This window comes from Parafrankia irregularis, assembly GCF_001536285.1.
Classification (GTDB): domain Bacteria; phylum Actinomycetota; class Actinomycetes; order Frankiales; family Frankiaceae; genus Parafrankia; species Parafrankia irregularis.
Window position 1 is genome coordinate 26,399 of record NZ_FAOZ01000046.1, and the last position, 25,029, is coordinate 51,427.

16 protein-coding genes and 1 pseudogene are annotated in these 25,029 nt (G+C 71.2%); 6 read left to right on the forward strand and 11 right to left on the reverse strand.

Annotated elements, in window-relative coordinates; translation table 11 throughout:
* Positions 1-64: 64 nt before the first annotated feature.
* The 5 genes from AWX74_RS36045 to AWX74_RS36065 all read right to left on the reverse strand — a co-directional run bounded on the left by AWX74_RS36045 (position 65) and on the right by AWX74_RS36065 (position 7,928).
* Complete coding sequence (locus AWX74_RS36045; RefSeq protein ID WP_035957283.1) at positions 65-1,750, reverse strand: Hsp70 family protein; 1,686 nt, start codon at positions 1,748-1,750, stop codon at positions 65-67.
* A 347-nt stretch (positions 1,751-2,097) separates the two neighbouring features.
* A complete protein-coding gene (locus AWX74_RS41005; RefSeq protein WP_193209821.1) occupies positions 2,098-4,740 on the reverse strand; it encodes a hypothetical protein in 2,643 nt (880 codons plus the stop codon).
* A gap of 178 nt (positions 4,741-4,918) precedes the next feature.
* Positions 4,919-5,596: a TerD family protein gene (locus AWX74_RS36055; RefSeq protein WP_091286106.1), complete on the reverse strand. Its 678-nt coding sequence runs from the start codon at positions 5,594-5,596 to the stop codon at positions 4,919-4,921.
* Positions 5,597-5,750: 154 nt separating this feature from the next.
* The gene (locus tag AWX74_RS36060) at positions 5,751-6,983 is read right to left on the reverse strand and encodes a DUF475 domain-containing protein (RefSeq protein WP_091286109.1); all 1,233 of its coding nucleotides are present in this window, start codon (positions 6,981-6,983) and stop codon (positions 5,751-5,753) included.
* 369 nt (positions 6,984-7,352) lie between these two features.
* Positions 7,353-7,928, reverse strand: a complete 576-nt coding sequence (locus AWX74_RS36065; protein ID WP_006543933.1) for a TerD family protein — start codon at positions 7,926-7,928, stop codon at positions 7,353-7,355.
* 1,010 nt (positions 7,929-8,938) lie between these two features.
* Between AWX74_RS36065 and AWX74_RS36070 the strand changes: the two genes are divergently transcribed.
* The 4 genes from AWX74_RS36070 (at position 8,939) to glgB (ending at position 16,856) form a co-directional block, all read left to right on the forward strand.
* On the forward strand, positions 8,939-10,915 hold the full coding sequence (locus tag AWX74_RS36070) for an alpha-1,4-glucan--maltose-1-phosphate maltosyltransferase (protein WP_091286112.1): 1,977 nt from the start codon (positions 8,939-8,941) through the stop codon (positions 10,913-10,915).
* Entirely contained in the window at positions 10,912-12,630 is a 1,719-nt protein-coding gene (treS, locus tag AWX74_RS36075; protein ID WP_091286115.1) for a maltose alpha-D-glucosyltransferase, read from the forward strand. The genes AWX74_RS36070 and treS overlap by 4 nt, the downstream gene beginning before the upstream one ends.
* 298 nt (positions 12,631-12,928) lie before the next feature.
* A complete protein-coding gene (locus AWX74_RS36080; protein ID WP_091286119.1) occupies positions 12,929-14,446 on the forward strand; it encodes a maltokinase N-terminal cap-like domain-containing protein in 1,518 nt (505 codons plus the stop codon).
* Positions 14,447-14,522: 76 nt separating this feature from the next.
* Positions 14,523-16,856 (forward strand): 1,4-alpha-glucan branching protein GlgB, encoded by a 2,334-nt coding sequence (glgB, locus tag AWX74_RS36085; RefSeq protein WP_165615931.1) that lies wholly within the window; start codon positions 14,523-14,525, stop codon positions 16,854-16,856.
* Positions 16,857-16,961: 105 nt separating this feature from the next.
* Here glgB and AWX74_RS36090 read toward each other — a convergent pair whose 3' ends face one another.
* Both AWX74_RS36090 and AWX74_RS36095 read right to left on the reverse strand, forming a co-directional pair.
* Positions 16,962-17,885, reverse strand: a complete 924-nt coding sequence (locus AWX74_RS36090) for a tetratricopeptide repeat protein (protein ID WP_091286126.1) — start codon at positions 17,883-17,885, stop codon at positions 16,962-16,964.
* A gap of 220 nt (positions 17,886-18,105) precedes the next feature.
* Positions 18,106-18,402 (reverse strand): MTH1187 family thiamine-binding protein, encoded by a 297-nt coding sequence (locus tag AWX74_RS36095; protein WP_035954275.1) that lies wholly within the window; start codon positions 18,400-18,402, stop codon positions 18,106-18,108.
* 209 nt (positions 18,403-18,611) lie between these two features.
* Between AWX74_RS36095 and AWX74_RS36100 the strand changes: the two genes are divergently transcribed.
* Entirely contained in the window at positions 18,612-20,081 is a 1,470-nt protein-coding gene (locus AWX74_RS36100) for an ATP-binding response regulator (RefSeq protein ID WP_091286129.1), read from the forward strand.
* A gap of 198 nt (positions 20,082-20,279) precedes the next feature.
* On the opposite strand, the gene meaB is transcribed toward AWX74_RS36100, so the two are convergent.
* From meaB to AWX74_RS36120, 4 genes are all read right to left on the reverse strand, one after another.
* Positions 20,280-21,344 (reverse strand): methylmalonyl Co-A mutase-associated GTPase MeaB, encoded by a 1,065-nt coding sequence (meaB, locus tag AWX74_RS36105; protein ID WP_091286132.1) that lies wholly within the window; start codon positions 21,342-21,344, stop codon positions 20,280-20,282.
* The gene (locus AWX74_RS36110) at positions 21,341-22,531 is read right to left on the reverse strand and encodes an acetyl-CoA C-acetyltransferase (RefSeq protein ID WP_091286136.1); all 1,191 of its coding nucleotides are present in this window, start codon (positions 22,529-22,531) and stop codon (positions 21,341-21,343) included. The genes meaB and AWX74_RS36110 overlap by 4 nt, the downstream gene beginning before the upstream one ends.
* Positions 22,532-22,912: 381 nt before the next feature.
* Positions 22,913-23,914: an FG-GAP repeat domain-containing protein gene (locus tag AWX74_RS36115; RefSeq protein WP_091286138.1), complete on the reverse strand. Its 1,002-nt coding sequence runs from the start codon at positions 23,912-23,914 to the stop codon at positions 22,913-22,915.
* Positions 23,911-24,468: a SigE family RNA polymerase sigma factor gene (locus AWX74_RS36120; protein ID WP_050796088.1), complete on the reverse strand. Its 558-nt coding sequence runs from the start codon at positions 24,466-24,468 to the stop codon at positions 23,911-23,913. Before AWX74_RS36120 ends, AWX74_RS36115 begins: the two co-directional genes overlap by 4 nt.
* A gap of 184 nt (positions 24,469-24,652) precedes the next feature.
* On the opposite strand from AWX74_RS36120, the pseudogene AWX74_RS36125 reads away from it, so the two are divergent.
* A pseudogene (locus tag AWX74_RS36125) lies at positions 24,653-25,029 on the forward strand (crotonyl-CoA carboxylase/reductase); the annotation flags it as partial.

A 25,029-nucleotide genomic window follows, 5' to 3' on the forward strand; every position in this document is an offset into this window, starting at 1 on the left:
GGTCGGCGGTCACGGTGGTGCTCGTCTCCACTGTTCCACCGTCACCTGGCCGCCGCGGGTGCGGTCAGTCCCGCTGTTTGAGGAGACTGACCTTCGCCGACTCCTCCGTCTTCATGCTCTCGCTGCCGACCCCGGCCGTGACCCGGAGCACCAGCGGCTCGGACGCCCCGACATGGGTCGCGGTGACCTTGATGGTCTGGTCGCGCCCCATCTCGAAGCTGACCTCGACCGGGGTGCCCCGCGGGTGGCCGGCCGGGATGCCGCTGATGGCGCCGGCCACGATCACCTTGTTGTCCTCGATCCGGGTCGACTCGACCCCGGTGCCCTGCTCGAAGACCCGGATGTCGACCTCGGCCTGGTCGTCGGAGATCGTGTAGAAGGTGCGCTTCACCTCGATCGGCAGGGCGTCGTTCTGGTGGGCCAGGAACGCGGCGACCGCCGAGCCGCGGTCCTCCGCGAAGATCCCGAAGCCACGGGACGTGACGTCCGTCACCCGGGTGCGAACCAGATCGACCACCGAGGACGTCGTCAGCCCGGCGGCGGACGCGCTCGCCGCCGCGGCGGCCTCGAGGTCACCGGTCGCGGCGGCGTCGAGGGACTGGTCGGGGCGCAGCTTCCCGCTGGCCACGAGCTCCTCGCGGACCTCACGCTCCAGCGCCTTCTTCTGCCCGTAGACCGCGGCGCCCTTGGCCACGGCGAGGTCCGGGTCGGCGAGCCGGCAGGTGAGGCCGAACGCCTCGCCGAGACGGCGGGACACCGCCGGCAGCTTGCTCATCCCTCCGACGAGAAGGCACAGGTCGATGGTGTCGACGCCCTTCTCCTTCGCCCGCTGCAGGACGGAGCCGGTGAGGTCGACCGTGCGCTGCAGCAGCGGCGCGGTGATCTCCTCGAGCGTCGCGCGGGTGAACGTCACGCTGCACCGCTTGCCACCGTGCACCACCAGGACGTCCACGCTCTCCCGGCCGGACAGCGCGAGCTTGGCGTCCTCGGCCGCGGTGAGCAGCTCCTGCTCGTCGTAGACGTCGTCGAGGGGGTCACCGGCGTCCGGCTGCTCCTGGACGAACTTCTGCGCGAGGTAGCGGACGATCTCGTTGTCCCAGTCGGCGCCACCCAGCTCGTGGTCACCGTCGGTGGCGACCACCGTGATGTCGTTGCCGTCGAGGCGGATCACCGTCGTGTCGAAGGTGCCACCGCCCAGGTCGTAGACGAGCACGGTCGAGGCGGACTGGCCGTCCTGGGCGAACCCGTAGGCGAACGCGGCGGCGGTCGGCTCGTTGATGATGTCGACCACGTTGAGGCCGGCGAGCTCCCCGGCGAGCTTGGTCGCCTTGCGCTCCTCGTCACCGAAGTAGGCCGGGACGGTGATCACCACATCGGTGACCGGCGTTCCGGTCGCCCGCTGCGCGTCCGCGGCGAGGGCCTTGAGCACCAGGCTCGACACCGAGGCGGCGCTGTACTCGACGTCGTGTGCCACGAACCGCCAGTCCGAGGCGCCCATGTGCCGCTTGACCAGCCGGGCGACGTCGTCGGGACGGATCCGGGACTGGCGCTTGGCCTGCGTGCCGACGACGAAGGAGCCCGCGGGCCCACCGTCTCCCGCGGCACCGCTCTCGTCGAAGAGGACCACCGACGGCGTGGTGGGCTGCGACTCGATGTTGCGGATCACATCCGGGCGGCCGTATTCGTCGACCTGGGCGATACATGAGTAGGTGGTGCCCAGGTCAATTCCGAACACCTTGGTGCCTGCCACCGTCTGATCTTCCCTTCCACTGACGACTGCTGCCACCGACACCCCCGCGACCGGCGACGCGACACCCCACCGACGGGCCATCCGGGACATCCGGGCCATGCCGCCGGCCTCGCCGCCGACAGTGCTCGAAGTCGGCCTCTGCCTCATGATGATGACGGGGTGGCCAACCGCCGCTGAAGGCGGCCGTCCCACCGAGCGCGGCAGGCGGCCTCCGATGCCTCGGCACGATGTGCGCAGTCACCCGGCGCCGGGCGCGCTCAGGCGCCCGGGGGCGGTGCGCTCAGGCTCCCCGGCCCGCTGCTCAGGCCCCTCGGCGGGGTGCTCCCAGCGTGCTCCGCGCCGTGCGGTCAGCGTGCTCGGCGCCCTCGATACACCTCGGTCTCCGCCGGGCGGACGACCGTCGACTCGCCGCGGACGAAGCCGGGACGGACCGTCCGCGCGACGCTCCCCTCCAGCGCCGGGTCGTCCGTCTCGACCCGACGGACGCCCAGGAACCGCCCCGGATCGAACGCGTCACCGACCTCGGGCGAGAACGGGCGGACGTCGGCGGCCAGGTCCAGCACCTGAAGCAGCTGCTTGCGCAGTATCCCGGCGACGCTCTGGCTGTCATCCCCGCCGAGGCTGCTCATCTGGTCGTAGAGGCGAACGAGGCCACGCAGCAGCGGTGCGATCGCCTCGTTCAGCTCACCGCCGCGCAGCCGCCCGTTCTCCGCGTGGAGGCGATCGACGAGCTCCGCGTCGTGCCTGCGCAGCCGGACGAGTTCGTCCACCCGCTCGGTCAGACGTTCCAGCGCCTCGATGGTCCGCTCCCTGTCCGCCGGACCGCCGTGGTTCGACCCGCCCACGGCGACCGCGGTGTCCGTCCTGTCGGCGTGGCCAGCCGGGCCACCGCCGGGGCCGCTGGCGTCCTCGGAGGCCCCGCTGCCGCCCGCCTCGCCCCAGGGCTGGCCGGCGCCGTCCGCGGGCCCGTGCCCGAGCCCGGGCAGCGCCGGGGCCGGCAGATCCGGCGGGTTCGCCGCGGACGGATCGAAGGTGCCCGGCGCGGTGCCGGCATCCGGGCCAGGAGCTGGCGCCCCGAGTGGACCGCCGCCCACGCTGGTACCACTGCTCCCTGCGTCTGAACCGCTGCCTGTGCCGGGACCATTGACCACACCGGGACCATTGACCACGCTGACCTCGGCGGGTGGGACCGCCGCGGCGGAATCGCCGACGAGCGGAGGCTGCACGGTCGGCTCCGCCACGGCACCGGCGGCCTCGGCAGCCTCGGCAGCCTCGGCGGCGGACGACACCACCACCCCGTGCATCGGAGCGGCGCCGGTTGTCGGGGCCGTCGGCGGGAAATAGCCGGACGGCAGGGCCGGGTCGTGCGCCAGGTCCGAGCCGGTGCCCGGAGCGACGTCGACGTCATCGGCGGCGCTGGCTGCCCTGTCCCGGGTTCGGGCGCTGCCGCCGAGGATCTCGTAGTCCAGCAGGTCGAACTCGTCGCCGCCGGCGGGGCGAGGGGTCAGGCGCCGGTCCTGCGTGAGGTCGGTCGGCTGGGTGGGCGGTGACGCGGGCTCGAAAATGCCCGGTTCACCGCGGCGAAAAAAGTCGATCTTCTGCGCGGGCATCGGCGGGAGATCGCCGGTGCTGCCACCCCCCGCCCCGCGTTCGGCCGCCCGGCCCTGCGCGGGACCGCCACCGGGCTCGTGAAGCCCAGCGTGCTCGTGAAGCCCAGCGTGCTCGCCGAGCCCGCCCTGCTCGCCGGACTGTCCATGCCCGCCGAGCTCACCGGGCACCGCGGCGGCCCTCGGAAGCCTCGCGGTGAAGGATGCGCCGAACGCGCCGGGCGGGATCACCGACCGGGGCGCTCGCCCCGGGCCTGAGTCGACCGGCGCCTCGCGGTCGCCTGCCGGGTCCTGCTCGCGGGCGCCACGGTGGGGAACGTCGTCGGAGTAGGGCAGCCCACCCGCGTACTCCGCCGGCCTGCCACCGTACGGCTCGCCGTCGACGTAGTCCTCATAGCTGCCCGTGCCACCGTAACCGCCGGTGCCGTCGTAACCGCCGGTGCCGTCGTAACCGTCGGCGTCGCCGCGCCAGTCGGCCCGCTCGTAGCCGCCACTGCTTCCGCGTCCATCGGTTCCAGGGGTGCCGTAGCCGCCGGCAGCCGCGTGACCACCGGAACGCTCGTAATCACCGGAACGCTCGTAAGAGCCGGAACGGTCGTAGGAGCCGGAACGGTCGTAGGCGCCCGCGTCCTCGTAGCCACCGGTGCCCTCGTAGCTGCCGGAGTCCTCGTAGCTGCCGGCGTCCTCGTAGCCACCGGGACCGTCGAACCTGGCCGCGTCCCGGTAACCGGCGTATCGCTCGGCCGAGCCGTACCTGTCGGTGGCGGAATGCCTTGCGCTGGCAGGGTTCCTGTCGCTGGCGGGGTTCCTGTCGGTAACGAGGTGCCCGTCGGCCGACGGTTCCGCCCGCTCGTAGCCGGCGGCCGGGTAGCCGCCGTCGTCGTCGTGACCGGACGGGTAGTCCGCCTCCGGATCGCCGGCCCCACGGTCCGGCGGGCCGTACCCGGCACGCTCGTAGCTTTCCGACGCGAACACCGACCCCCGGCCGCCGCGTGCGCTCGCGGCCGGTCCGTTGCGTGCCGGGTAGCTCGGCGCCCGACGCCCGACGGGCGCCGGTGCCACCTGGCCGTGGCGGCCGTAACCACCACGGCCCGGGTCCGTGCTGTCCTCAGCCTCGTACCAGGACGGCCCGCGACCCGAGTCGTCCACCGCGGACCGGTCGGAGTCCACCTCCGCCGACGGCTCCGGCGGGTCCGCCGGCCCAGCGGCCTCCGGGGTCGGGTCGGGCGCGAACCAGCGGTACCCGCTGGCCTGCTGCCCGCCGGAGCCACTGGCGGCGGTGCCCGGTTCACCCGGGCCGGACGACCCCGTGCGCGAGGAACGGCGTGGCTGGAACATCGAGTAACGCCCTTCCCCGGCGGGTGGTGGCACTGGACGGATCATCCTGCTACAAGGCTCCCGGTCAGGGCTGACGCCGGGCCGGTGTCCCCACCCGGCCGTCGTCCGTGCTCCTCGGTCACCGCGCCTCGGTCACCGCGTCGCGCCGCTGCGCCTGGTCGATGCGCACAGCCTGCCCGGTTACGACGATCCTCTCAACTCCCCCCGTGTCCCGACATTCCGGTCACTTCCGGCCGGCGGTCCAGTTCAGGCCCCACCCGAAGGCACTGTCCAGCTCCCGGTGGCCGCCGACGTAGCGGACCTCGCGGCTGACGGTGAAGTCGTTGCCGGTGTTCGTGAGCAGGGCGATCGCGCACATGCGGGAACCACCCGCCTTCTCGTCCAGATGCACCTCGATCGGCGCGCCCTGCGCCGGGGTCAGCGTCACGACCGCGTTCGCCTGGTCGAAGGAGGCCACGCCCTCGTAGATGAAGGCGAACACCAGCAGCCGGCGGATCTCCCCGATCCGAGCCAGGTTGACGTGGAGGTTCTCGCCGCCCGCCGTCGCGCCGGTGCGGTCGTCGGCGTCGAGCTGGACGTAGGGCGGGTTGTCGAAGGAGCCGAAGGCGTTGCCCAGCGCCTGCACGACACCGCGCCGTCCGTCCGCCAGCTCGAACAGGCAGGCCAGGTCGAGGTCGATCCCGCCGCCCGCCGCGCTGAGCACCCGCTTGAGGAAGCCGCCCTTGGCCGCGCCGGAACCCGCCCCGTTCTGGGACCAGTTGAGATTGACGTGAAGCCGGCCGCCGCCGCCCTGCTTGCTCAGCGAGACGGTCGGCGCCGACTTGGTGAGGGTGACCTTGCTCAGCGACACCGGCGCTCCGGCCGGCGGCGCCGCTGGTCGCTTGCTGTAGTCGATGCCCATGGTCCGCTCCTTCGCGGTTGGTGGGTTTCCATCAATGGCGGCGGTCGATGACCGCCCTTTTCCATCTCACTTGCCACGGTCAGGATTGCCGCGAGTCCGAGTCGACGACGGAAAAGGCTCGCCGAATGACCGCCGCCAGCCGGGTGTCCGTCCGTCAGCTGGAGGTTCCGACGGGCGAGGCCTTGTCGCCGCCACCGCCCAGGCCACCGGAATCGACCGCGCCGTCCGGGTCCTGGCCGTCCGGGCCCGTGCCGCCGGCACCGGACTCGATCTCGGCCGCCTTCCGCTCCTTCGCACGGAAACGGATGGACGACAGCAGGGCCAGTCCGATGAACGCGACACCGATCAGGCCGGTGACGACCTCGTGAACCTCGGTCTCGATGGAGACCGCGAGGATCACGGCCAGCGCGCCGATCGCATAGTGCGCACCGTGCTCGAGGAAGACGTACTCGCTCAGCGTCCCGCGCCGGACCAGATACACCGTGGTGGACCGGATGTACATGGCGCCGATACCGAGACCGGTCGCGATGATGAAGATGTTCTGCGAAATCGCGAACGCACCGACCACACCGTCGAACGAGAACGAGGCGTCGATCACTTCCAGATAGAGGAACAGGAAGAAGGCGGCCCGGCCGGTCGCGAGAACCAGATCCGGTGTGCCGGTCCGGCGCTCCGCCGAGGCGGAGCCCGTCGCCTGCGCCGACGTGCCCTGGCCCGCGTCCTCCTCCTCGTCCTCGTCGTCGTCCGCGCCGATCCCCCGAGCTTCGAAGAACTCGCCGAGCCCGCGCACGCCGAGGTACGTGGCGAGGCCGGCGACACCGGCCGTCAGCACCTGCTGAGTGTGATCACCCGAGAAGGCCTCGGCGACGACCAGCAGGGCGACGAGCCCCGTCACGACGGACAGGACGTCGAGCTGGCCGGCGCGGCGCAGCGGCTCCTCCAGCCACCGGAGCCACTGGATGTCGCGTTCGGGGTCGAACATGAAGTCCAGGAAGATCATGAACAGGAAGATCCCGCCGAAGGCCGCGATCGAGGGATGCGCCTCGTGCAGCCGCGCCGCGTATTCGGCCTCGTCGTTGAGCGCGAGATCGAATACGTCCACCGGGCTCAGGTGTGCGGTCAGGGCCACGATCACGATCGGGAACAGCAGCCGCATCCCGAAGACCGCGATGATGACGCCGAGGCTCAGGAAGAGCCGCTGCCAGACCTCGCTCATCCGCCGCAGGATCGTCGCGTTGATCACCGCGTTGTCGAAGGACAGGCTGATCTCCAGGACGGCGAGGATCGCCACGATCGCCGCGGCGTCCCCGCCGCCGATCACCCCGGCGGCCGCGATCCCGATCGCAGTGATCGCGAACGACCAGCCGAATATCCGAAGTACGTGCACTTTTTGCGAACACCTCCCGGACCGACTCACTATGCTCCGACAGGCATTCGCGGGCGGGAACCGCGGTCCGTACCGGTCCCGCCACTCATAACATCACCGCGTTGTCACCGGACGTTGCGTCCGGTTCACCGGGCCGGGCCGATGCGGTTGAGCGCATCGTATTCAGCCAGAGCCCGGCTGGCACTACCAAAATCTGACGAAACGCCGACCTTGACGCCGGCCACGGCTGGGGGAAACCTCACAGAAGGCCTGGAAAGGATCCCACCGGGCGCCAGCCCTGATCCCGCCGGTCGACGGGATCAGGACCACCGGCTCGGGCCACCCCGGGTGTGGACCCCCACCGGAGGAGTGGCCGTTCGGGCCGACCGCTCAGACGTTGACGCCGTAGTCGCGGGCGATGCCGGCGAGACCAGAGGCGTAACCCTGCCCAACCGCGCGGAACTTCCATTCCGCTCCGTGCCGGTAGACCTCACCGAAAACCATCGCGGTCTCGGTCGAGGCGTCCTCGGTCAGGTCGTAGCGCGCGATCTCGGCCTGGTTCGCCGCGTTGACGACCCGGATGAACGCGTTGCGCACCTGGCCGAAGCTCTGCGACCGGTTGTCCGCGTCGTAGATCGAGACCGGGAAGACAATTTTGTCGATCTCGGCCGGCAGGCCGGCGAGGTTGAGGTTGATCTTCTCGTCGTCGCCCTCGCCCTCACCCGTGAGGTTGTCGCCCTGGTGCTCGATCGCACCGTCCGGGCTCTTGAGGTTGTTGAAGAAGACGAAGTGCCCGTCCGACACGACCTTTCCGTCGGGCCGGCAGGCGATCGCGCTGGCGTCCAGGTCGAAGTCGTCACCTGTGGTCGTCCGGACGTCCCAGCCCAGACCGATGACGACGTTGGTGAGACCGGGCGCCTCCTTGGTCAGCGACACGTTGCCGCCCTTGCTGAGGCTGACTCCCACTGCTCCTCCAGATTCGATGTTCAGGTTCGATGGTTCAGGTCCGATGTTCTGGTTCGACGTACCGCACGTTCGTCAGGCCGAGGTCCACCGACCCGCCGATGCCGCGCCCGCCCCACACGCTCGTCCCACGCGCGCCCCCGCGCCCCGGCCGGGAACAGCCACGCCAGCAGCCACGCCGGGCCGGCCGAGGACCGGCCGCACCACCCAGGGGTACGGGCGGCGGCAGCCTACTGCGTCACACATCACGCCCAAGGCCGCCCACGGGACCGGAGTGTCCGCCCACCAGCCTCGTGAGCCCCGGGTGCCCACCGCTGTCACAGAGCCACCCACGGGCGCCACCCGGGCGCCGGTACGCCGGCTCCGGGGCAGCCGCCCCACGGCCGCGCGCAGCCCCACCGGCGTGCGACCGCCACGGCGGCCGGCCCGGGTACCCGCGAGGGAGACGGGCGACACGGACGTATCCCCCGCTCGGCGCGGGCCGGCGACGCCTCGCCTGTCCGGTGTCACGCATCCCCTGTCCGGTGCGGTGGTCGATGAGAGTTCGTGTTCAGCGGTTCCGCGGCGAACACTTCTGTGCCCAGCGAGACGAACGACGGTTCGGTGTAGTTCCCGGATCGCCGAGCCTGCCACCACTTATGGCGCACCGATGCCGGAAGGTCTGTCACCCATCCGACACACCGTCACAACCGCTACGTGACACCCGCCGCCCCGGGCACACGCCGTCAGAAATACCCGCGACACAGCTCGAGGCCCACCCGGGACGAACCCGCCACCAGCCCCCACGGATCACACCGCCGGATCAACGTGGACAATATTCCCGACGGAAGGTTAACGATCTGAGCAAGCCGGGAACATCGGTCAGGACCGTGGCCATCGGGGCAGCACAACCAGGCACACCACGACCGCAACACAGACCCATCCGGTGGTTGCACGCAGTTCACGTGGCGGTGCCATCGAACGCCATGTACAGGGTCGACCATTGAGTCGTGGTTCGTCTGGATAAGGTCCCCATGATGATCGGACGTTCAGTAGGCCGGGTTGTCATCTCCGACGTGCGCCCGGTCGTCTCCTGTGGCCAGTGGCCGTCGCGGGCGGTGGAGGGGGAAACCCTCACCGTCAGCGCGACGATCTTCCGTGAGGGTCATGACCTCATCGGAGCAAATGTCGTTCTTTCCGGTCCCGACGGTCAGGGTGCCCCGTTCACCCGCTTGAAACTGACCGGCGCGGGCACGGACCGTTATGAGGCCGACCTCGTCATGGGGCGCGCGGGCCTGTGGGGCTTTCGCGTCGAGGCCTGGGCCGATCCGGTCGCCACCTGGCGGCACGGCATCGAGCTCAAGGTCGGCGCCGGCCAGACCACCGACGAGCTCGCCGTCGACTTCGAGGACGGCGCACGGCTGTTCCTTCGGGCGTTGCCGGGCCTGCCGGAGCCCCGGCGAGCCGAGCTCGCGCACGCGGTGGCGGTGCTGCGCGATGACCAGGTCACCGATCCGCACGCCCGCATCGCCCCGGCCTGCGCGCCGGAGCTGGCCGCGCTGCTCGACGCTCACCCGCTGCGCGAGCTGGTCACCCGCTCCCCCCTGCACCGCGTGTGGGTCGACCGGCCGCGCGCCCTGTACGGCAGCTGGTACGAGATGTTTCCGCGCTCGGAGGGTGCGAGCCTCGACCCGCCGCGCTCGGGAACCTTCCTCTCCGCCACGGAACGGCTGCCGGGCATCGCCGCGATGGGTTTCGATGTGGTCTACCTGCCGCCTATCCATCCCATTGGCGAGGTCAACCGCAAGGGCCCGAACAACACGCTGGTGACGGGGCCGGATGACCCGGGTTCGCCGTGGGCCATCGGCAGCGTGCACGGCGGACATGACGCCGTGCACCCCGATCTGGGGACATTGGACGATTTCGACCTCTTCGTCGCGCGTGCGCGTTCCCTCGGCATGGAGATCGCACTCGACCTCGCACTGCAGTGCGCGCCGGACCATCCCTGGGCCAAGCACCATCCGGAATGGTTCGTGGTCCGCAGCGACGGATCGATCGCCTACGCGGAGAATCCGCCGAAGAAGTATCAGGATATTTATCCGCTGAACTTTGATGCCGATCCGATCGGCATCTACCACGAGATCCTCCGCGTGGTCCGGTTCTGGACGGCGCGAGGCGTGCGGATCTTCCGTGTCGACAACCCGCACACCAAGCCGGTCGAGTTCTGGGAATGGCTCATCGGCCAGGTCAAGGCCACCGAGCCGGACGTGCTGTTCCTCGCCGAGGCGTTCACCCGGCCGGCGATGATGCACACCCTGGCCAAGGTCGGCTTCACCCAGTCCTACACGTACTTCACCTGGCGCAACGAGCGCTGGGACCTGGAGGAGTACGCCCAGGAGCTGGTCGAGTCGGCGCATTACATGCGGCCCAACTTCTTCGTCAACACGCCGGACATCCTGCCTGAGTACCTCCAGCGCGGCGGGCCCGCCGCGTTCCGGATCCGGGCCGTCCTCGCGGCGATGCTCTCCCCGACCTGGGGCGTTTACGCGGGGTACGAGCTGTTCGAGAACACCCCCGTGCGGCCGGGCAGCGAGGAGTACCTCGACTCGGAGAAGTACCAGTACCGGCCGCGCGACTGGGCCGGTGCCGAGCGGGCCGGGACGAGCCTGGCGCCCTACCTCACCCGTCTCAACCAGATCCGCCGTGACCATCCGGCCCTGCACTGGCTGCGCAACCTGAGCCTGCACCAGTCGGACGCACCCGAGATCATGGCCTTCTCCAAGCGGCTCGCCGACGAGGACCTGGTGATCGTCGTCGTCAACCTCGATCCGCACATGGCGCGGGAGACCACGGTGCGCCTGGACATGCCCGCCCTCGGGTTCGACTGGGGCGACACCTTCACGGTCCACGACGAGTTCACCGGTGCGTCCTACCAGTGGGGTCGGGACAACTACGTGCGTCTGGACCCGAGCGAGCCCGCCCACGTCCTGACCGTACGGCGCCACGCATGAGCGGCTCCGAACCGTTCGCCGAGGAGGCGCTGCGGGAGACGGCGGCCGCGGGCGGCGAGGCCGAGTCCCCCCGCGACCCGCAGTGGTTCAAGCGCGCGGTGTTCTACGAGGTGCTCGTGCGGGGCTTCGCCGACTCCAACGGCGACGGGACCGGCGACCTTCGCGGTCTGATCAGCAAGCTGGACTACCTGGAGTGGCTCGGCGTCGACTGCCTGTGGCTGCTGCCGATCTACTCCTCGCCGCTGCGCGACGGCGGCTATGACATCGCCGACTACTTCCAGATCCTCCCGGAGTTCGGCGACCTGGGCGACTTCATCAACCTGGTCGACGAGGCCCACAAGCGCGGCCTGCGGATCATCGCCGACCTGGTGATGAACCACACCTCGGACGAACACCCCTGGTTCCAGGCCTCCCGCTCCGATCCGGACGGCCCCTACGGCGACTTCTACGTCTGGTCCGACACCGACGACAAGTACCCGGATGCCCGGATCATCTTCGTCGACACCGAGAAGTCGAACTGGACCTGGGATCCGGTGCGCGGCCAGTACTACTGGCACCGGTTCTTCTCCCACCAGCCCGACCTCAACTACGACAACCCGGACGTCCAGGAGGCGATGCTCGAGGTCCTGCGCTTCTGGCTGGACCTGGGCCTCGACGGGTTCCGCCTCGACGCCGTCCCGTACCTGTACGTACGGGAGGGGACGAACGGGGAGAACCTGCCGGAGACGCACGAGTACCTGCGCCGGGTCCGCAAGGAGATCGACGCCAAGTACGCCGACCGGGTCATGCTCGCCGAGGCGAACCAGTGGCCGTCGGACGTCGTCCAGTACTTCGGCAACGACGACGAGTGCCACATGGCGTTCCACTTCCCGCTGATGCCGCGCATCTTCATGGCGGTACGCCGGGAGTCCCGCTACCCGATCTCGGAAATCCTGGCCCAGACTCCGGAGATCCCGCCGAACTGCCAGTGGGGGATCTTCCTGCGCAACCACGACGAGCTGACCCTGGAGATGGTCACCGACGAGGAGCGCGACTACATGTACGCCGAGTACGCGGCGGACCCGCGTATGAAGGCGAACATCGGGATCCGGCGCCGGCTCGCCCCGCTGCTCGACAACAGCCGGGACCAGATGGAGCTGTTCACCGCGCTGCTGCTCTCCCTGCCCGGCAGCCCGGTGCTGTACTACGGCGACGAGATCGGCATGGGCGACAACATCTATCTCGGTGACCGCGACGGTGTGCGCACCCCGATGCAGTGGTCCCCGGACCGCAACGCGGGGTTCTCGACCACCGATCCGGCCCGACTGTACCTGCCTGTGATCATGGACCCGGTGTACGGATACCAGGCGCTGAACGTCGAGGCCGAGCAGCGGATGTCGACCTCGTTCCTGTCCTGGACCAAGCGGATGATCGAGGTCCGCAAGCGGCATCCCGTCTTCGGGCAGGGCAGCTACACCGAGCTCGGAGCATCCAATCCGTCGGTGTTCGCGTTCGTCCGTGAGTTTGGTGACGACCGGGTGCTCTGTGTCGCGAACCTGTCCCGGTTCGCGCAGCCCGTGGAGCTGGATCTGCGGCGGTTCGCCGGGCTGGTCCCGGTCGAGCTGATGGGCCGGGTGCATTTCCCGGCGGTCGGCGAGCTGCCGTACCTGCTGACGTTGCCCGGCCATGGGCACTACTGGTTCGCGCTGACCAGTTCGGGGGAATTCACGCCTTAGGCGGTACGACGATGTTCCGCCCGGCACCTGCCCCCGGGCGGGACGGACCGGACCAGCCCGGAGCGATCCGGGCGGGCCCGGCCGGCCGGTCAGCCGCCTGTCTCCAATGTCGGCCTTGATGTTCCCAGGGGCGGACGTCACGATTTGTTCTCCTGGAACTCACGCTCCGGGCAGATCACGGGAGCTCGGCGGCTGCGCCTCGATTCGACCGGGGCGCTCCGCGGCTCCGAGGGCTCGCCGCCGGCGGATCGCGGACCGGGCGGACGACAACGCGACACGACGCGCAGGGAGGTCGAGCATGACGGACCAGCACTCCGAGCTCGCGGACCTGCTCGCGGACTGGCTGCCACGGCAGCGCTGGTTCGCGGGCAAGGGCCGGGCAGGTGGGCGGCCGCGCGTCGTTCAGGACGTCCAGCTGAGCTCAGGTGGGAACACAGGCACGAGCACGGCGACGAGCACGAGCACCGGCACGGCCGCGTCGTCGACAGCCACGTCGTCCACGGCCACGGGCACCGACACCGGCACCGGCCCGGCCGCGGTGCTGCGCCTGCTGGTGGTCGAGGTCGAGTTCGACGACGGAGGGCCCGCCGACTACTACCAGGTTCCGGTGGTCATCCGGGCGGACTCCCCCTTCGGCCACGACACCTTCCTGATCGGCGAGTCGTCGATCGGCCTGGTCTACGACGGCCTGCGCGACACCGACGGCAACGCCGCCCTGCTCGCCTACCTGCGGCGCGGGGCGAGCCGGGAGGGCCTCACCGCGACGACCGTGGAGACGCTGGACGAAGGCGAGCTCCCGGCACGCTCGATCGGCGCGGAGCAGTCGAACACCTCGATCGTCTACGGCGAGGCCTACATCCTGAAGGTGTTCCGCCGGCTGTGGCCCGGCATGAACCCCGACCTGGAGATCACCCGGGTCCTGGCCCGGGCGGGCAGCGAGCACGTGGCACGCCCGGTCGCCTGGCTCTCCGGCCAGCTGTCCGGCGTCCCGACGACCTTCGCCTTCATGCAGGACTTCCTGCGCACCGGCGCCGAGGGCTGGCTGCTGGCACTGGCCAGTGTCCGCGACCTGTACGCCGAAGGTGACCTGCACGCCGACGAGGTCGGTGGCGACTTCGCCGCCGAGGCCGAGCGCCTCGGCGCCGCCACCGCCCAGGTGCACCGGCACCTCGCGGCCGCCCTCCCGACCCGGCCGGCCGACCCGGCGGCGCTGTCGACGCTGGCCGACTACCTGCACCGGCGCCTCGACGACGCACTGGCGGCCCTCACCGAACTCGCGCCCTTCGAGGCGGCGCTGCGGGCCGCCTACGACGAGGTCCGCACGGCGCGGCATCTGGGCCCGTTCCAGCGCATCCACGGCGATCTGCACCTCGGCCAGGTGCTCCGGGTGGAGTCCGGCTGGGTGCTGTTCGACTTCGAGGGTGAGCCGGCCCGGCCGGTGCCCGACCGCACCCAGCTCGAATCCCCGCTGCGCGACGTCGCCGGCATGCTCCGCTCCTTCGACTACGCCGCCCAGTCGATGCTGCTGGAACGGCCCGACGAGCCGGCGCTGGCCTACCGGGCGCTGGAGTGGGCCGACCACAACCGTGACGCGTTCTGCCGCGGCTACGGCGCCGAGTCCGGCCGCGACCCCCGGGACGACCACGCCCTGCTGCGCGCGCTCGAGCTGGACAAGGCCGTGTACGAGGTGCTGTACGAGACCCGCCACCGGCCAGGATGGATCAGCATCCCGCTGCGGTCGGTCGAGCGTCTCACCAGCGAGCCGGCGGGGCGGGGCGCGGCGGCGCCCGCCCTGGAGGGCTCGGACCACGCGTAGTAGCCGGGACCTCGAAGGCGAGGTCCCGATCGGGGACGACGAGGTCCCGACCAGGAGAGAAGGACAGGTGGCCGTAGTGGACGATCCCGACGACGTGGCGCGGAACGGTTCCGTGAACGGGCGCCCTGACCTGGCGCGGCTGTCGAGGTTCACCGACACCGCGGTCGTGGACCGGCCCGACTCGCCGGACGCGCCGGACCCGGCCAGCGCCCCCCGGGTGGACGTGCCCCGCGAGGAGCTCGACCGCCTCGTCGGTGGCGCCCACCACGACCCGCACACGGTCCTCGGCGCGCATCCCGCCGGCGCCTGGACGATCCTGCGCACGCTGCGCCCCGACGCCACGGCCGTGACCGCGCTCGTGGACGGCGTCCGCCACCCGCTGACCCGGCAGCACAGCGGCGGGGTGTTCGCCGGCACGGTCCCCGGCCGTCTGCCCGACTACCAGCTCGAGGTGAGCTACCCGGACTCGACCTACGTCGTCGACGACCCCTACCGCCACGGCCCGACCCTCGGCGAGATCGACCTGCATCTGATCGGCGAGGGCCGGCACGAGCGGCTCTGGACGGTGCTGGGCGCCCATGTCCGCCAGCTGCCCGTCGCCGGTCGCGACACCCCCGTCGCGGGCGTCAGCTTCGCGGTGTGGGCGCCGAACGCCCGCGGCGTGCGGGTGGTGGGCGACTTCGACTTCTGGGACGGCCGCGCCCTGCCGATGCGCTCCCTGGGCTCGACCGGTGTCTGGGAGCTGTTCGTGCCCGGCGTCGAGGCGGGAACCCGCTACAAGTACGAGATCCTCGGGGTCGACAGCGTCTGGCGCCAGAAGGCCGACCCGGTCGCCTTCGCCACCGAGCTGCCGCCCGCCACCGCCAGCGTCGTGCACGAGTCGCACTACACCTGGCAGGACGCCGACTGGCTCGACCAGCGGGCCGCGACGGCCTGGCACGCGGCGCCGATCAGCGTCTACGAGATGCACCTGGGATCCTGGCGGCGTGGCCTGACCTACCGGGAGCTCGCCGCGGAGCTGCCGGAGTACCTGCTGGAGAACGGCTTCACCCACGTCGAGTTCCTGCCGGTCGCCGAGCACCCGTTCGGCGGGTCCTGGGGCTACCAGGTCACCTCGTACTACGCGCCGACGTCCCGTTTCGGCAGCCCGGACGACTTCCGCCATCTCGTCGACACGCTGCACGCCGCGGGCATCGGCGTGATCGTGGACTGGGTTCCCGCCCACTTCCCTCGGGACGCCTTCGCCCTCGGCCGCTTCGACGGCACCGCCCTCTACGAGCACCCCGACCCGCGCCGCGGCGAGCAGCCCGACTGGGGCACCTACGTGTTCGACTTCGGGCGGCCCGAGGTGCGCAACTTCCTGGTCGCGAACGCGCTGTTCTGGCTGGAGGAGTTCCACGTCGACGCGCTGCGGGTCGACGCCGTCGCCTCGATGCTCTACCTGGACTACTCCCGTCCGTCCGGCGAGTGGGTCCCGAACGTGCACGGCGGCCGGGAGAACCTGGAGGCGGTCGAGTTCCTGCAGGAGGTCAACGCCACCGTCTACCGGACGGTGCCGGGCGCCATGATGATCGCCGAGGAGTCGACGGCCTGGCCCGGAGTGACCCGCCCGACGCATCTCGGCGGCCTGGGCTTCGGCTTCAAATGGAACATGGGCTGGATGCACGACACCCTCGACTACGAGTCGAGGGCACCGGTGTTCCGGACGTACCACCACCACCAGGTGACGTTCTCGATGATGTACGCCTACTCGGAGAACTACATCCTGCCCTTCAGCCACGACGAGGTGGTGCACGGCAAGGGATCGCTGCTGCGGAAGATGCCGGGGGACCGCCGGGCGCAGCTGGCGGGCCTGCGCGGCCTCTACGGCTACATGTGGGCCCACCCGGGCAAGCAGCTGCTGTTCATGGGCTGTGAGTTCGCCCAGGACAACGAGTGGAGCGAGGCGACCACGCTGGACTGGCACCTGCTGGGTGACCACGGGCACAGCGGGGTGGCACGCCTCGTGCGGGACCTCAACCACACCTACCGGCGGACCCCCGCGCTGTGGGAACGCGACACCGAACCCGACGGCTTCTCCTGGATCGACGCGAGCGACGCGGCGAACAACGTCCTCGCGTTCGCCCGCTGGTCCGCGAACGGCGAGCAGGTCCTCGCCTGCGTGACGAACTTCTCCGGCGCCGGCCATGTCCGCCACCGCCTCGGCCTTCCGTACGCCGGCCGGTGGCGGGAGATCCTCAACACCGACGCGATCGACTACGACGGCGGCGGCATGGGCAACCTCGGCGCTGTCACCGCGACACCGGTCTCCGCGCACGGCCTGCCGGCCTCGGCGGAGCTCACGCTGCCCCCGCTGGGCACGATCTGGTTCCTGTACGACCCGGAGAACCCGCCCGCGGCCGAAGTCTGACGCAGCGGCCGAGCAGGACCTGAGGATTCTGGTCGCTGGTACGACGAAATCCTCAGGTCCTCGGCGCTCGCCCGCGGTCGTGCGGTCAGACCGGTGGTCGTGCGGTCAGAAGAGCGCGGCGGCCAGCGCCCGCCGGGCCGGGGCGACGGCCGGCTCGCTGTCACCGAGGGCCTGGAACAGGCCGACGAGGTGCGCCCGCACCTTCTCCCGGTCCTCTCCGGACGTCCGGCGAACGAGCTCCACCAGCCGGCTGAAGGCCGTGGCCGGGTCGCCCTGGGCCACCGTCAGGTCGGCCACGGCAAGCCCCGCCTCGACGTCGTAGGGGTCGGCGGCGAGCCGCTGGCGCAGCCAGCCGGCGTCGTAGCCGCTCACCCGGCGCAGCAGCTCCACCTGGGCCAGGCCGATGGCCGCGTCCGGGTCGGCGGGCGTCTCGGCGAGCTGGGCCTGGAATGCGGTCGCCGCGGCGTCCAGGTCGCCACGGGCCATCGCGTCGTGGGCCTCGGCGAGGTGGGGCGGCGGGGCCGCGCCCGCGGGCCCGCCCGGCAGCTCACCCACCGCGCTGAGCAGCTGGTCCAGCCAGCCGCGGACCTCACGCTCGGGGACGGCGCCGGTGAACTCACCGACGATCCGGCCGCCGACGACCGCCTTGACCGCCGGAATCCCCTGCACACCTGCCGCCTGGGCCAGGCCGGGGTTGGCGTCCACATCGACCTTGGCGAGCACCCAGCGCCCGCCGTCGGCCGCCGCGAGCCGCTCCAGCACCGGGCTGAGCTGCTTGCACGGGCCGCACCAGGACGCCCAGAAGTCGAGGACGACCGGCACCTCCATGGACCGGCCCACGACCTCGTCGTTGAATGTCTCCTCCGTCACATCCACGACGACCGGCCCGGTGGCACCGGTGGTGGGTGCGCCGGCCGGGGCACCGGCCGGACCTGCACCGGGCCGCCCGACCGGGGGCGGCGGCGGTGCGGGCTTGGGGTCGAGGGGCACGGCGCCGGCGAGGCGCAGACCGCCGAGTGTGTCGGGCATTCGGCCCGGCCCGCCCCTGCGCGGCGAGCCGGGTGGGACAGGTGACCTCCGCTGCATGGCTCCATCGTTGCACTCGGTGGACGCGGGTCGGGTGCCACCGGTCGACTTTTTCCCGCGTGGCCATCCACAGCGGCCACACAGCGACCACACAGTGGCCCCGCGGTTGCCTTCCGGTGGCCCCGCGGTGACCCAGAAACCTCGGCGGACCCGCCGGCCGGCGTCAGCCGGCGGCGAGATGCCGTTCGACGCTTGCCACCTTGTTGTGCAGGGCGTCGGTGACACCCTCACGAAGATCGGCCTTGAGCACCAGGCTCACCCGCCCACACCGGGCCGCGACGGCCTCGGTGGCCTGCCGGACGACCTCCATGACCTCGGCCCATTCACCTTCGATCATGGTGAACATCGCGTTGGTCTCGTTGGGCAGCCCGGACTCACGCACGACCCGGACCGCCTCGGCGACCGGTGCCGCGACCTCCTCGCCGAGACCGATGGGGGTGACGCTGAAGGCAACAAGCATGTGGACAGACCTACCACGCCCACCCTGTCCCGGCCGGACACTCGCCACACCGACAGATCTCCTGGGCGACGACACTGTCACCATCGGTTGATAACATCGGCGAATCAACCCGCCAACACCAAACCCGGGACAACGTCCGCTGACGGTACGCCCTACCATGACCCGCCGTGGGGTGGATGCAGATTTATGACGAGACGGACGAGGCCTAGGTGGGGCTGAGTACCCTGCTCGAGACGCTGACGGATCTTGTGGTGATCGTCGGCGGGGACGGCCGCGTCCGCGAGATGAGCAGCAGTGCCGCCGCGTTCCTGGGCGATCGGGTCGGCACCACGCCGCACCTGCACGAACTGTCGGGTGTGGTGGAGCCCGGCTGTCTCTCCGACCTCGCGAGCCCCGTGTCGCAGGCGCTGACCCGCACCGCGGCATGGCGGGGCACCGTGTGGCTGATCGACGTCGCGGGGGCGGTGGCGCCGTACACGGTGACGGCCAGGCTGGATCCGGCGGGCGGGGTCGTCATCGTCGCCCGGGACACCGTCGACGCCCGTGCCCGCGGCGCCGCGGAGCGGGAGTCCCGGTCGAAGGACGAGTTCGTCGCCCGGCTCGGGCACGAGCTGCGCACGCCGCTCAACGCGATGCTCGGGTTCGCGCAGCTGCTCGAGCTGGAGCCGCTCACGCCCGACCTGCACGAGGACGTCGAGCGCATCATCACCGGCGGCCGGCACATGCAGGCACTCATCGACGACGTGCTGGACCTGGCCCGGCTGCGAGCCGGGCGAGGAGACATCAACAAGGGGCCGGTCAACGTCCTGGACATCGTCCAGGGCGTGGTCGAGCTGGTCGAGCCGCTGGCGGAGCGGCGCGGTATCCGGCGGGTCATCCAGCCGGCCCGGCCGCTCATCGCCGATGCGGACCGCCGCCGCCTCTGGCAGGTCCTGCTCAACCTGATCGGCAACGCGCTGAAGTACGGGCGGGAGGGCGGCAGCGTCCGGGTCGGCATCGTGCCGGTGACCGGCTCGCGGATCCGCATCGAGGTGGAGGACGACGGCTTCGGGCTCTCCCCGTCCGCGTTGTCCCGGCTGTTCCGGCCGTTCGAGCGGCTCGGCGCGGAGGACACCGGCGTCGAGGGCAGCGGGCTGGGGCTCGCCCTCTCCCAGGCCCTTGTGACGGCGATGGGCGGCGTACTGACCGTCGCCAGCAGGCCGGGGGTGGGCAGCGTCTTCGCGGTCGTCCTCGACGCCGTCGACGTCCGCTACGACCACGCGGACGAGGATCCCCAGGAGGCACCCGGCGAGCGTCAGCTCGAGCCTGGTGGCCTGCGCGTGGTCCACATCAGCGGCGATCCCGGGCTGCGCGAGCTCGTCACCGACACACTCGCCAGCGCGCTCGGGGCTGACACGATCAGCGTCCCGCGTGGGGCGCTGGCGGTGGAGGCCATCCGGCGGGCCCGGCCCTCGCTGGTCCTGCTGGACGGCGACCTGCCCGACGTGACCGCCGCCGACCTGTTGCCGCGGCTGGCGGCCGACCCTGTGGCCGGGACGGTGCCGGCGCTCGTCCTGGCGGCCGAGGCGGACCCGGACGAATGGACCCGCCTGCGCCGGGCCGGTGCCAGGCAGATTCTGGGCATGCCGCTGGATGTCACAACTCTGATCGCCGCGACATCCCAGCTCACGGCACCCTAGTACCGCGCCCGCGCGCGGCCGGCGACTGCTGCGCTGGACAAGATCAGGGGATTTCGGTCGTTGGAGAGCCCGTAGCAGAATGACGAACCTTGGGCGGCCGTTGCCGCCGGGCACGCCTGGCGACCCGCAAGGGTGAAGGATTTCGGTCGTTGGAACGACAAAAATCCTTCACCCTTGCGACTTGCCAAACCGGGGCGCTCAGCCGGCCACGCCGGCCAGCAGGGTGTCCGCGGCCGTGTAGGGGTCGAGCTGGCCGTCGGTCACCTGGCGGGCCAGCTCGGCCAGCCGCTGCCCGTCGTCGAGGCGGCCCAGCCGGGCGCGCAGGCCGGCCAGCGCGATCTGGGAGATCTCCTCTCCGGCGCGCCGCAGCCGGCGCCGGCGCAGCACGCCACTGGCCCGCAGCCACGTCTGGTGGCGCTCGATGGCGGCCACCAGCTCGGGCAGGCCCTCCCCGCTCACGGCCGCCACCCGGATGACGTCGGGGTGCCAGTCCTCCAGCCCCCCGCCAGCCCCGGTAGCCCCGCCATCGGCACCGGCACCGGCACCGGCGAACGTGGTGTCGGCGATCGACTCGCGGGGCCGGCCAGCCATCCGGACGGCCGTCACGACATCGCGGTAGGTGTGGTCGGCACCGGGCCGGTCGGCCTTGTTGACGACCAGGATGTCGGCGATCTCCATGATCCCCGCCTTGGCCGCCTGGATGCCGTCACCCATCCCCGGGGCCAGCAGCACCAGGGTGGTGTCGGCGAGCGCGGCGACGTCGACCTCCGCCTGGCCGACGCCGACGGTCTCCACCAGCACGACGTCGAACCCGGCGGCGTCAAGGACACGCAGCGCCTGTGGGGTGGCCCAGGAGAGCCCGCCGAGGTTGCCGCGGGTCGCCAGCGAGCGGACGAACACGTCCGGATCGCTGGCGTGCTCGACCATCCGCACCCGGTCGCCCAGCAGCGCACCGCCGGTGAACGGCGAGCTCGGGTCGATGGCGAGCACGCCCACCCGCAGACCCGCGGCGCGGTACGCACCGACCAGGCCGGACGTCGACGTCGACTTGCCCACCCCGGGTGCCCCGGTGAGCCCGATCACCCGGGCTCGGCCCGTGTGCGGGGCGAGCAGGGCGCTCACCTCGCGCAGGGCCGCCGAGGAGTCCTCGACGAGCGAGATGAGGCGGGCCACCGCGCGGCGGTCCCCCGCCAGCGCGGCAGCCGTCAGCTCCGCCGGATCGGCCCAGGCGGCCCGGGCGGCCCGTACGGAGCCGGCGCTCACGCCTGGGCCGGTACGCGCAGCACCAGCGCGTCGCCCTGACCGCCGCCGCCGCACAGCGCGGCCGCGCCGACACCGCCGCCGCGACGCTGGAGCTCCAGGGCCAGGGTCAGGGCGATCCGGGCGCCGGACATGCCGACCGGGTGCCCGACGGCGATCGCGCCACCGTTGACGTTGGTGATGTCCGGGCTGATCCCCAGCTCGCGAATCGACTGGATGCCGACGGCGGCGAAGGCCTCGTTGATCTCGACGAGGTCGAGGTCGGCCGGGGTGAGCTTCTCCTTCGCGAGCGCGGCCTTGATCGCTTCCGCCGGCTGCGACTGCAGGGAGTTGTCCGGACCGGCGACATACCCGGCGTGACCGATCTCGGCCAGGATCGGCAGGCCCAGCTCCTCGGCCTTCGCCCGGCTGGTCACGATCACGGCGGCGGCGCCGTCGGAGATCTGGGAGGCGTTGCCGGCGGTGATCGTCCCGCCGTCCAGGAACGCGGCACGCAGCTTCGCCAGCGCCTGCGCGGTGGTGTCGCCCCGGACGCCCTCGTCGGCGCTGACGATGATCGGCTCGCCGCGGCGCTGCGGAACCTCGACCGGCACGATCTCGTTCTCGAACAGGCCGTTCTTCGCGGCGGCGGCGGCCCGCTGGTGCGACAGCGCGCTGAACTCGTCCTGCTCGGCGCGGGTGAGGTTGTAACGGGCGTTGACGCGGTCGGTCACGGTGCCCATCGAGACCTGGTCGAAGCCACAGGTGAGCGCGTCGGCCGCGATGGCGTCCGTGACGGTGGTGTCGCCGTACTTCACGCCCGGGCGCAGCGCCGGGATCAGGTGCGGCGCGCGGGTCATCGACTCCATGCCACCGGCGACGACGACGTCGAACACGCCCTGGTTGATGTAGGTGTCGGCGAGCGCGATGGCGTTGAGGCCGGAAAGGCAGACCTTGTTGAGGGTCATCGCCGGAACGCTCAGCGGTACGCCGGCCTTGGCCGCGGCGTGGCGGGCGGCGGCCTGACCCGAGCCGGCCTGGATGACCTGACCCATGATCACATACTGGACGGCCTCGGGTGACAGCCCCGCCCGCTTCAACGCACCGGCGATCGCGATCCCACCGAGCTCGACGGCGGTGAAGTCCTTGAGGGCGCCGGAGAGCTTGCCGACCGGGGTGCGGGCACCGGCCACAATCACAGAACCAGGCATGACGCCTCCTCGGGTTCACGGGTACCGGTTGGCGCGGTACCGGCCCGCCACGGCCACCGGGTGGTGCTCGCGACCGCGGGCCGCGCCGCTCACACCACGGCTGGCCGGGTGGGGGGATGAGAAACCAAAAAACTCTCCCAGCCACAATAACGTGATCTTGGTGCACGTGCCGGGGACGACAGCCGCCGGCGACCGGGCACCGCTGCCCCGGTGACAGCCTCGGGCCGGCGGCGGTTCACCCACCACCACGGCGGATTCCGACTCGCCATCCGGCCCGGCCGCACGACTCGTGAGCCGGGCCACAGCCGGTGAGTCACATCACGCGGAGGTCAGGACCAGGACGGAGGTCAGGACAAGACCGAGGTCAGGACAAGACGGAGGTCAGGACAGGGCGGAGAAGGTGCCACAGCTCGGCGCGAACAGGGTGCCCACGCTCGACCCGGTCACCACATCCTGGGTCACCTGGCCCGCGACCAGCCCGTCCGGTGTGATCTGCACAGCCGTGGTGACGGTCTGGTACGAGATGCCATCCGACGAGGTGCCCGAGATGAGCCGCAGCCCACTGCCGTCGCACTGGAAGCCGAAGGCGCTGTCCTCCCGCACCCCGGAGGCGATGCGAAGGGCGGACCCGCCCACGGCTTGGGCCTGCGAGAGGACTCCGCCGGCGGCGTAGCGCAGCAGCGCGTACTCGTCGATGTTGTCCCGGCTCGAGGTGCGGACCAGGACCTCCGCGAAGCCGTCGCCGTTGGCGTCCACGACTGCGTGAATGGTCGGCAGCTGCAGGTTCGGCAGGTCGACCGAGCCGGGCTTTCCACCGCGGGAGAAGACGACCTCGACCTTCGTGCCATTGAGCCGGACCGTGTCCGCGGTTCCGTCGCCGTCCACGTCGTTCGCGAGGGCGGGCCGGTGCGACGGCGACGGCAGGGTCAGGGAGCCGGAGCCGCCCTGCCCGGTGGTCGCGCTCGCCGCCGGGCTGGACGCAGTGGTGCCGGGTCGTGGGGTCGAGCTGGTCGCCGGTGGTGGCGTGGTGGTGTGCTGCGACCTGGTCCCGCCGGAGGGACGAGTGCCGCCGCCCGCACCACCGCCACCGACGGAGGGACCGGCCGACGGGCCCGCCGTCGGCTCGACCATCGACGAGACCAGTGGCGGCCCGGCCGGCTCCACGACCTGCTCGGACGACGACTGCGGGCGGACGGCCACGAACGCCAGCGCGATCAGGGCCGCCATCACCACGCCGCCGGTTGCCATCAGCGGCATCCGCCACCATCGCCGGCGTTCCACTCCGGCGCGGATCTGGTGCAACGCGTCCGGCGAGGGCCGGATCGGCTCCACCGCCGCCCGCAGGAGCCGGGTGAGCTCCTCCGGTTCGAGCCCGCCGTTCACCGCAGGCCCTCCAACTTGCCACTCAGGGCCGCCAGCCCGCGTGAGGTGTAGGCCTTCACCGATCCGACGCTGCAACCCATGACCGCGGCGGCGTCAGCCTCCGACATGTCCGCGTAGTAGCGGAGCACGACCGCCTCTCGTTGCCGTCTGGGCAGCTCCCGCAGCGCCTGCACGACCGCGGCGCGCTCGACCAGAGAGTAGGCCCCCTCCTCGGCGCTCGCGGCGTCGGGCATCGGCTTGGGTGCGTGCTTGAGAGCAACCAGTCGACGACGGAGCGTGGATCGTGCGAGATTGACCACTGTCTGACGGAGGTAGGCAAGCGCCTTGTCCCTGTCCTGCAGCCGCCCCCAGGCGCCGTGAACCCGGATGTAGGCGTCCTGGACGACCTCCTCGCACAGCCCGATGTCATCCAGCAGCAGCGCGGCGAGACGGACAAGGGATCGGTAGTGCTCGGAGTACAACGCGGTCAGAGCGGCGTCGGCGTCCCGCGCGACAGCGCTACGGGCGGCGTCGCTCCGCGCAGGCACGGGTCGCCACCCTTCCACGACTGTCATGGGCGCGGTCACGGAAAGTCTGACGCGCGCCGAGCCTCCAAGGTTGTCCCAGAAGTTCTATCGCGTCGCGCGGCGCACTGACACCCCTCAGTTCATCTGGCCCGCCAACCCGCGGGTCGACCAGGCCGGGCGGGCTCCATCCGCCCTCGGTCCCCCGACCAGCACAGCCGGAGGTAGATCGATGATGAAGCACATCCTGGACGCGATCATGACGGGCGGGCAGCGGTCGCCGGAGCGACAGGCGGAGTTCGCGTCGCTGGCGGTGCCGGAGTCGTATCGGGGTGTGGTGGTGCGGAAGGACGAGGTGGGGTTGTTCGAGGGGCGGGTGTCGCGGGACAAGGATCCGCGGGAGTCGTTGCATGTGGATGAGGTGGCGACGCCGGAGTTGGGGCCGGGTGAGGCGTTGGTGGCGGTGATGGCGTCGTCGGTGAACTACAACACGGTGTGGACGTCGATTTTCGAGCCGTTGTCGACGTTCGGTTTCCTGGAGCGGTATGGGCGGACGTCGCCGTTGGCGCGGCGGCATGATCTGCCGTATCACGTGGTGGGGTCGGATCTGGC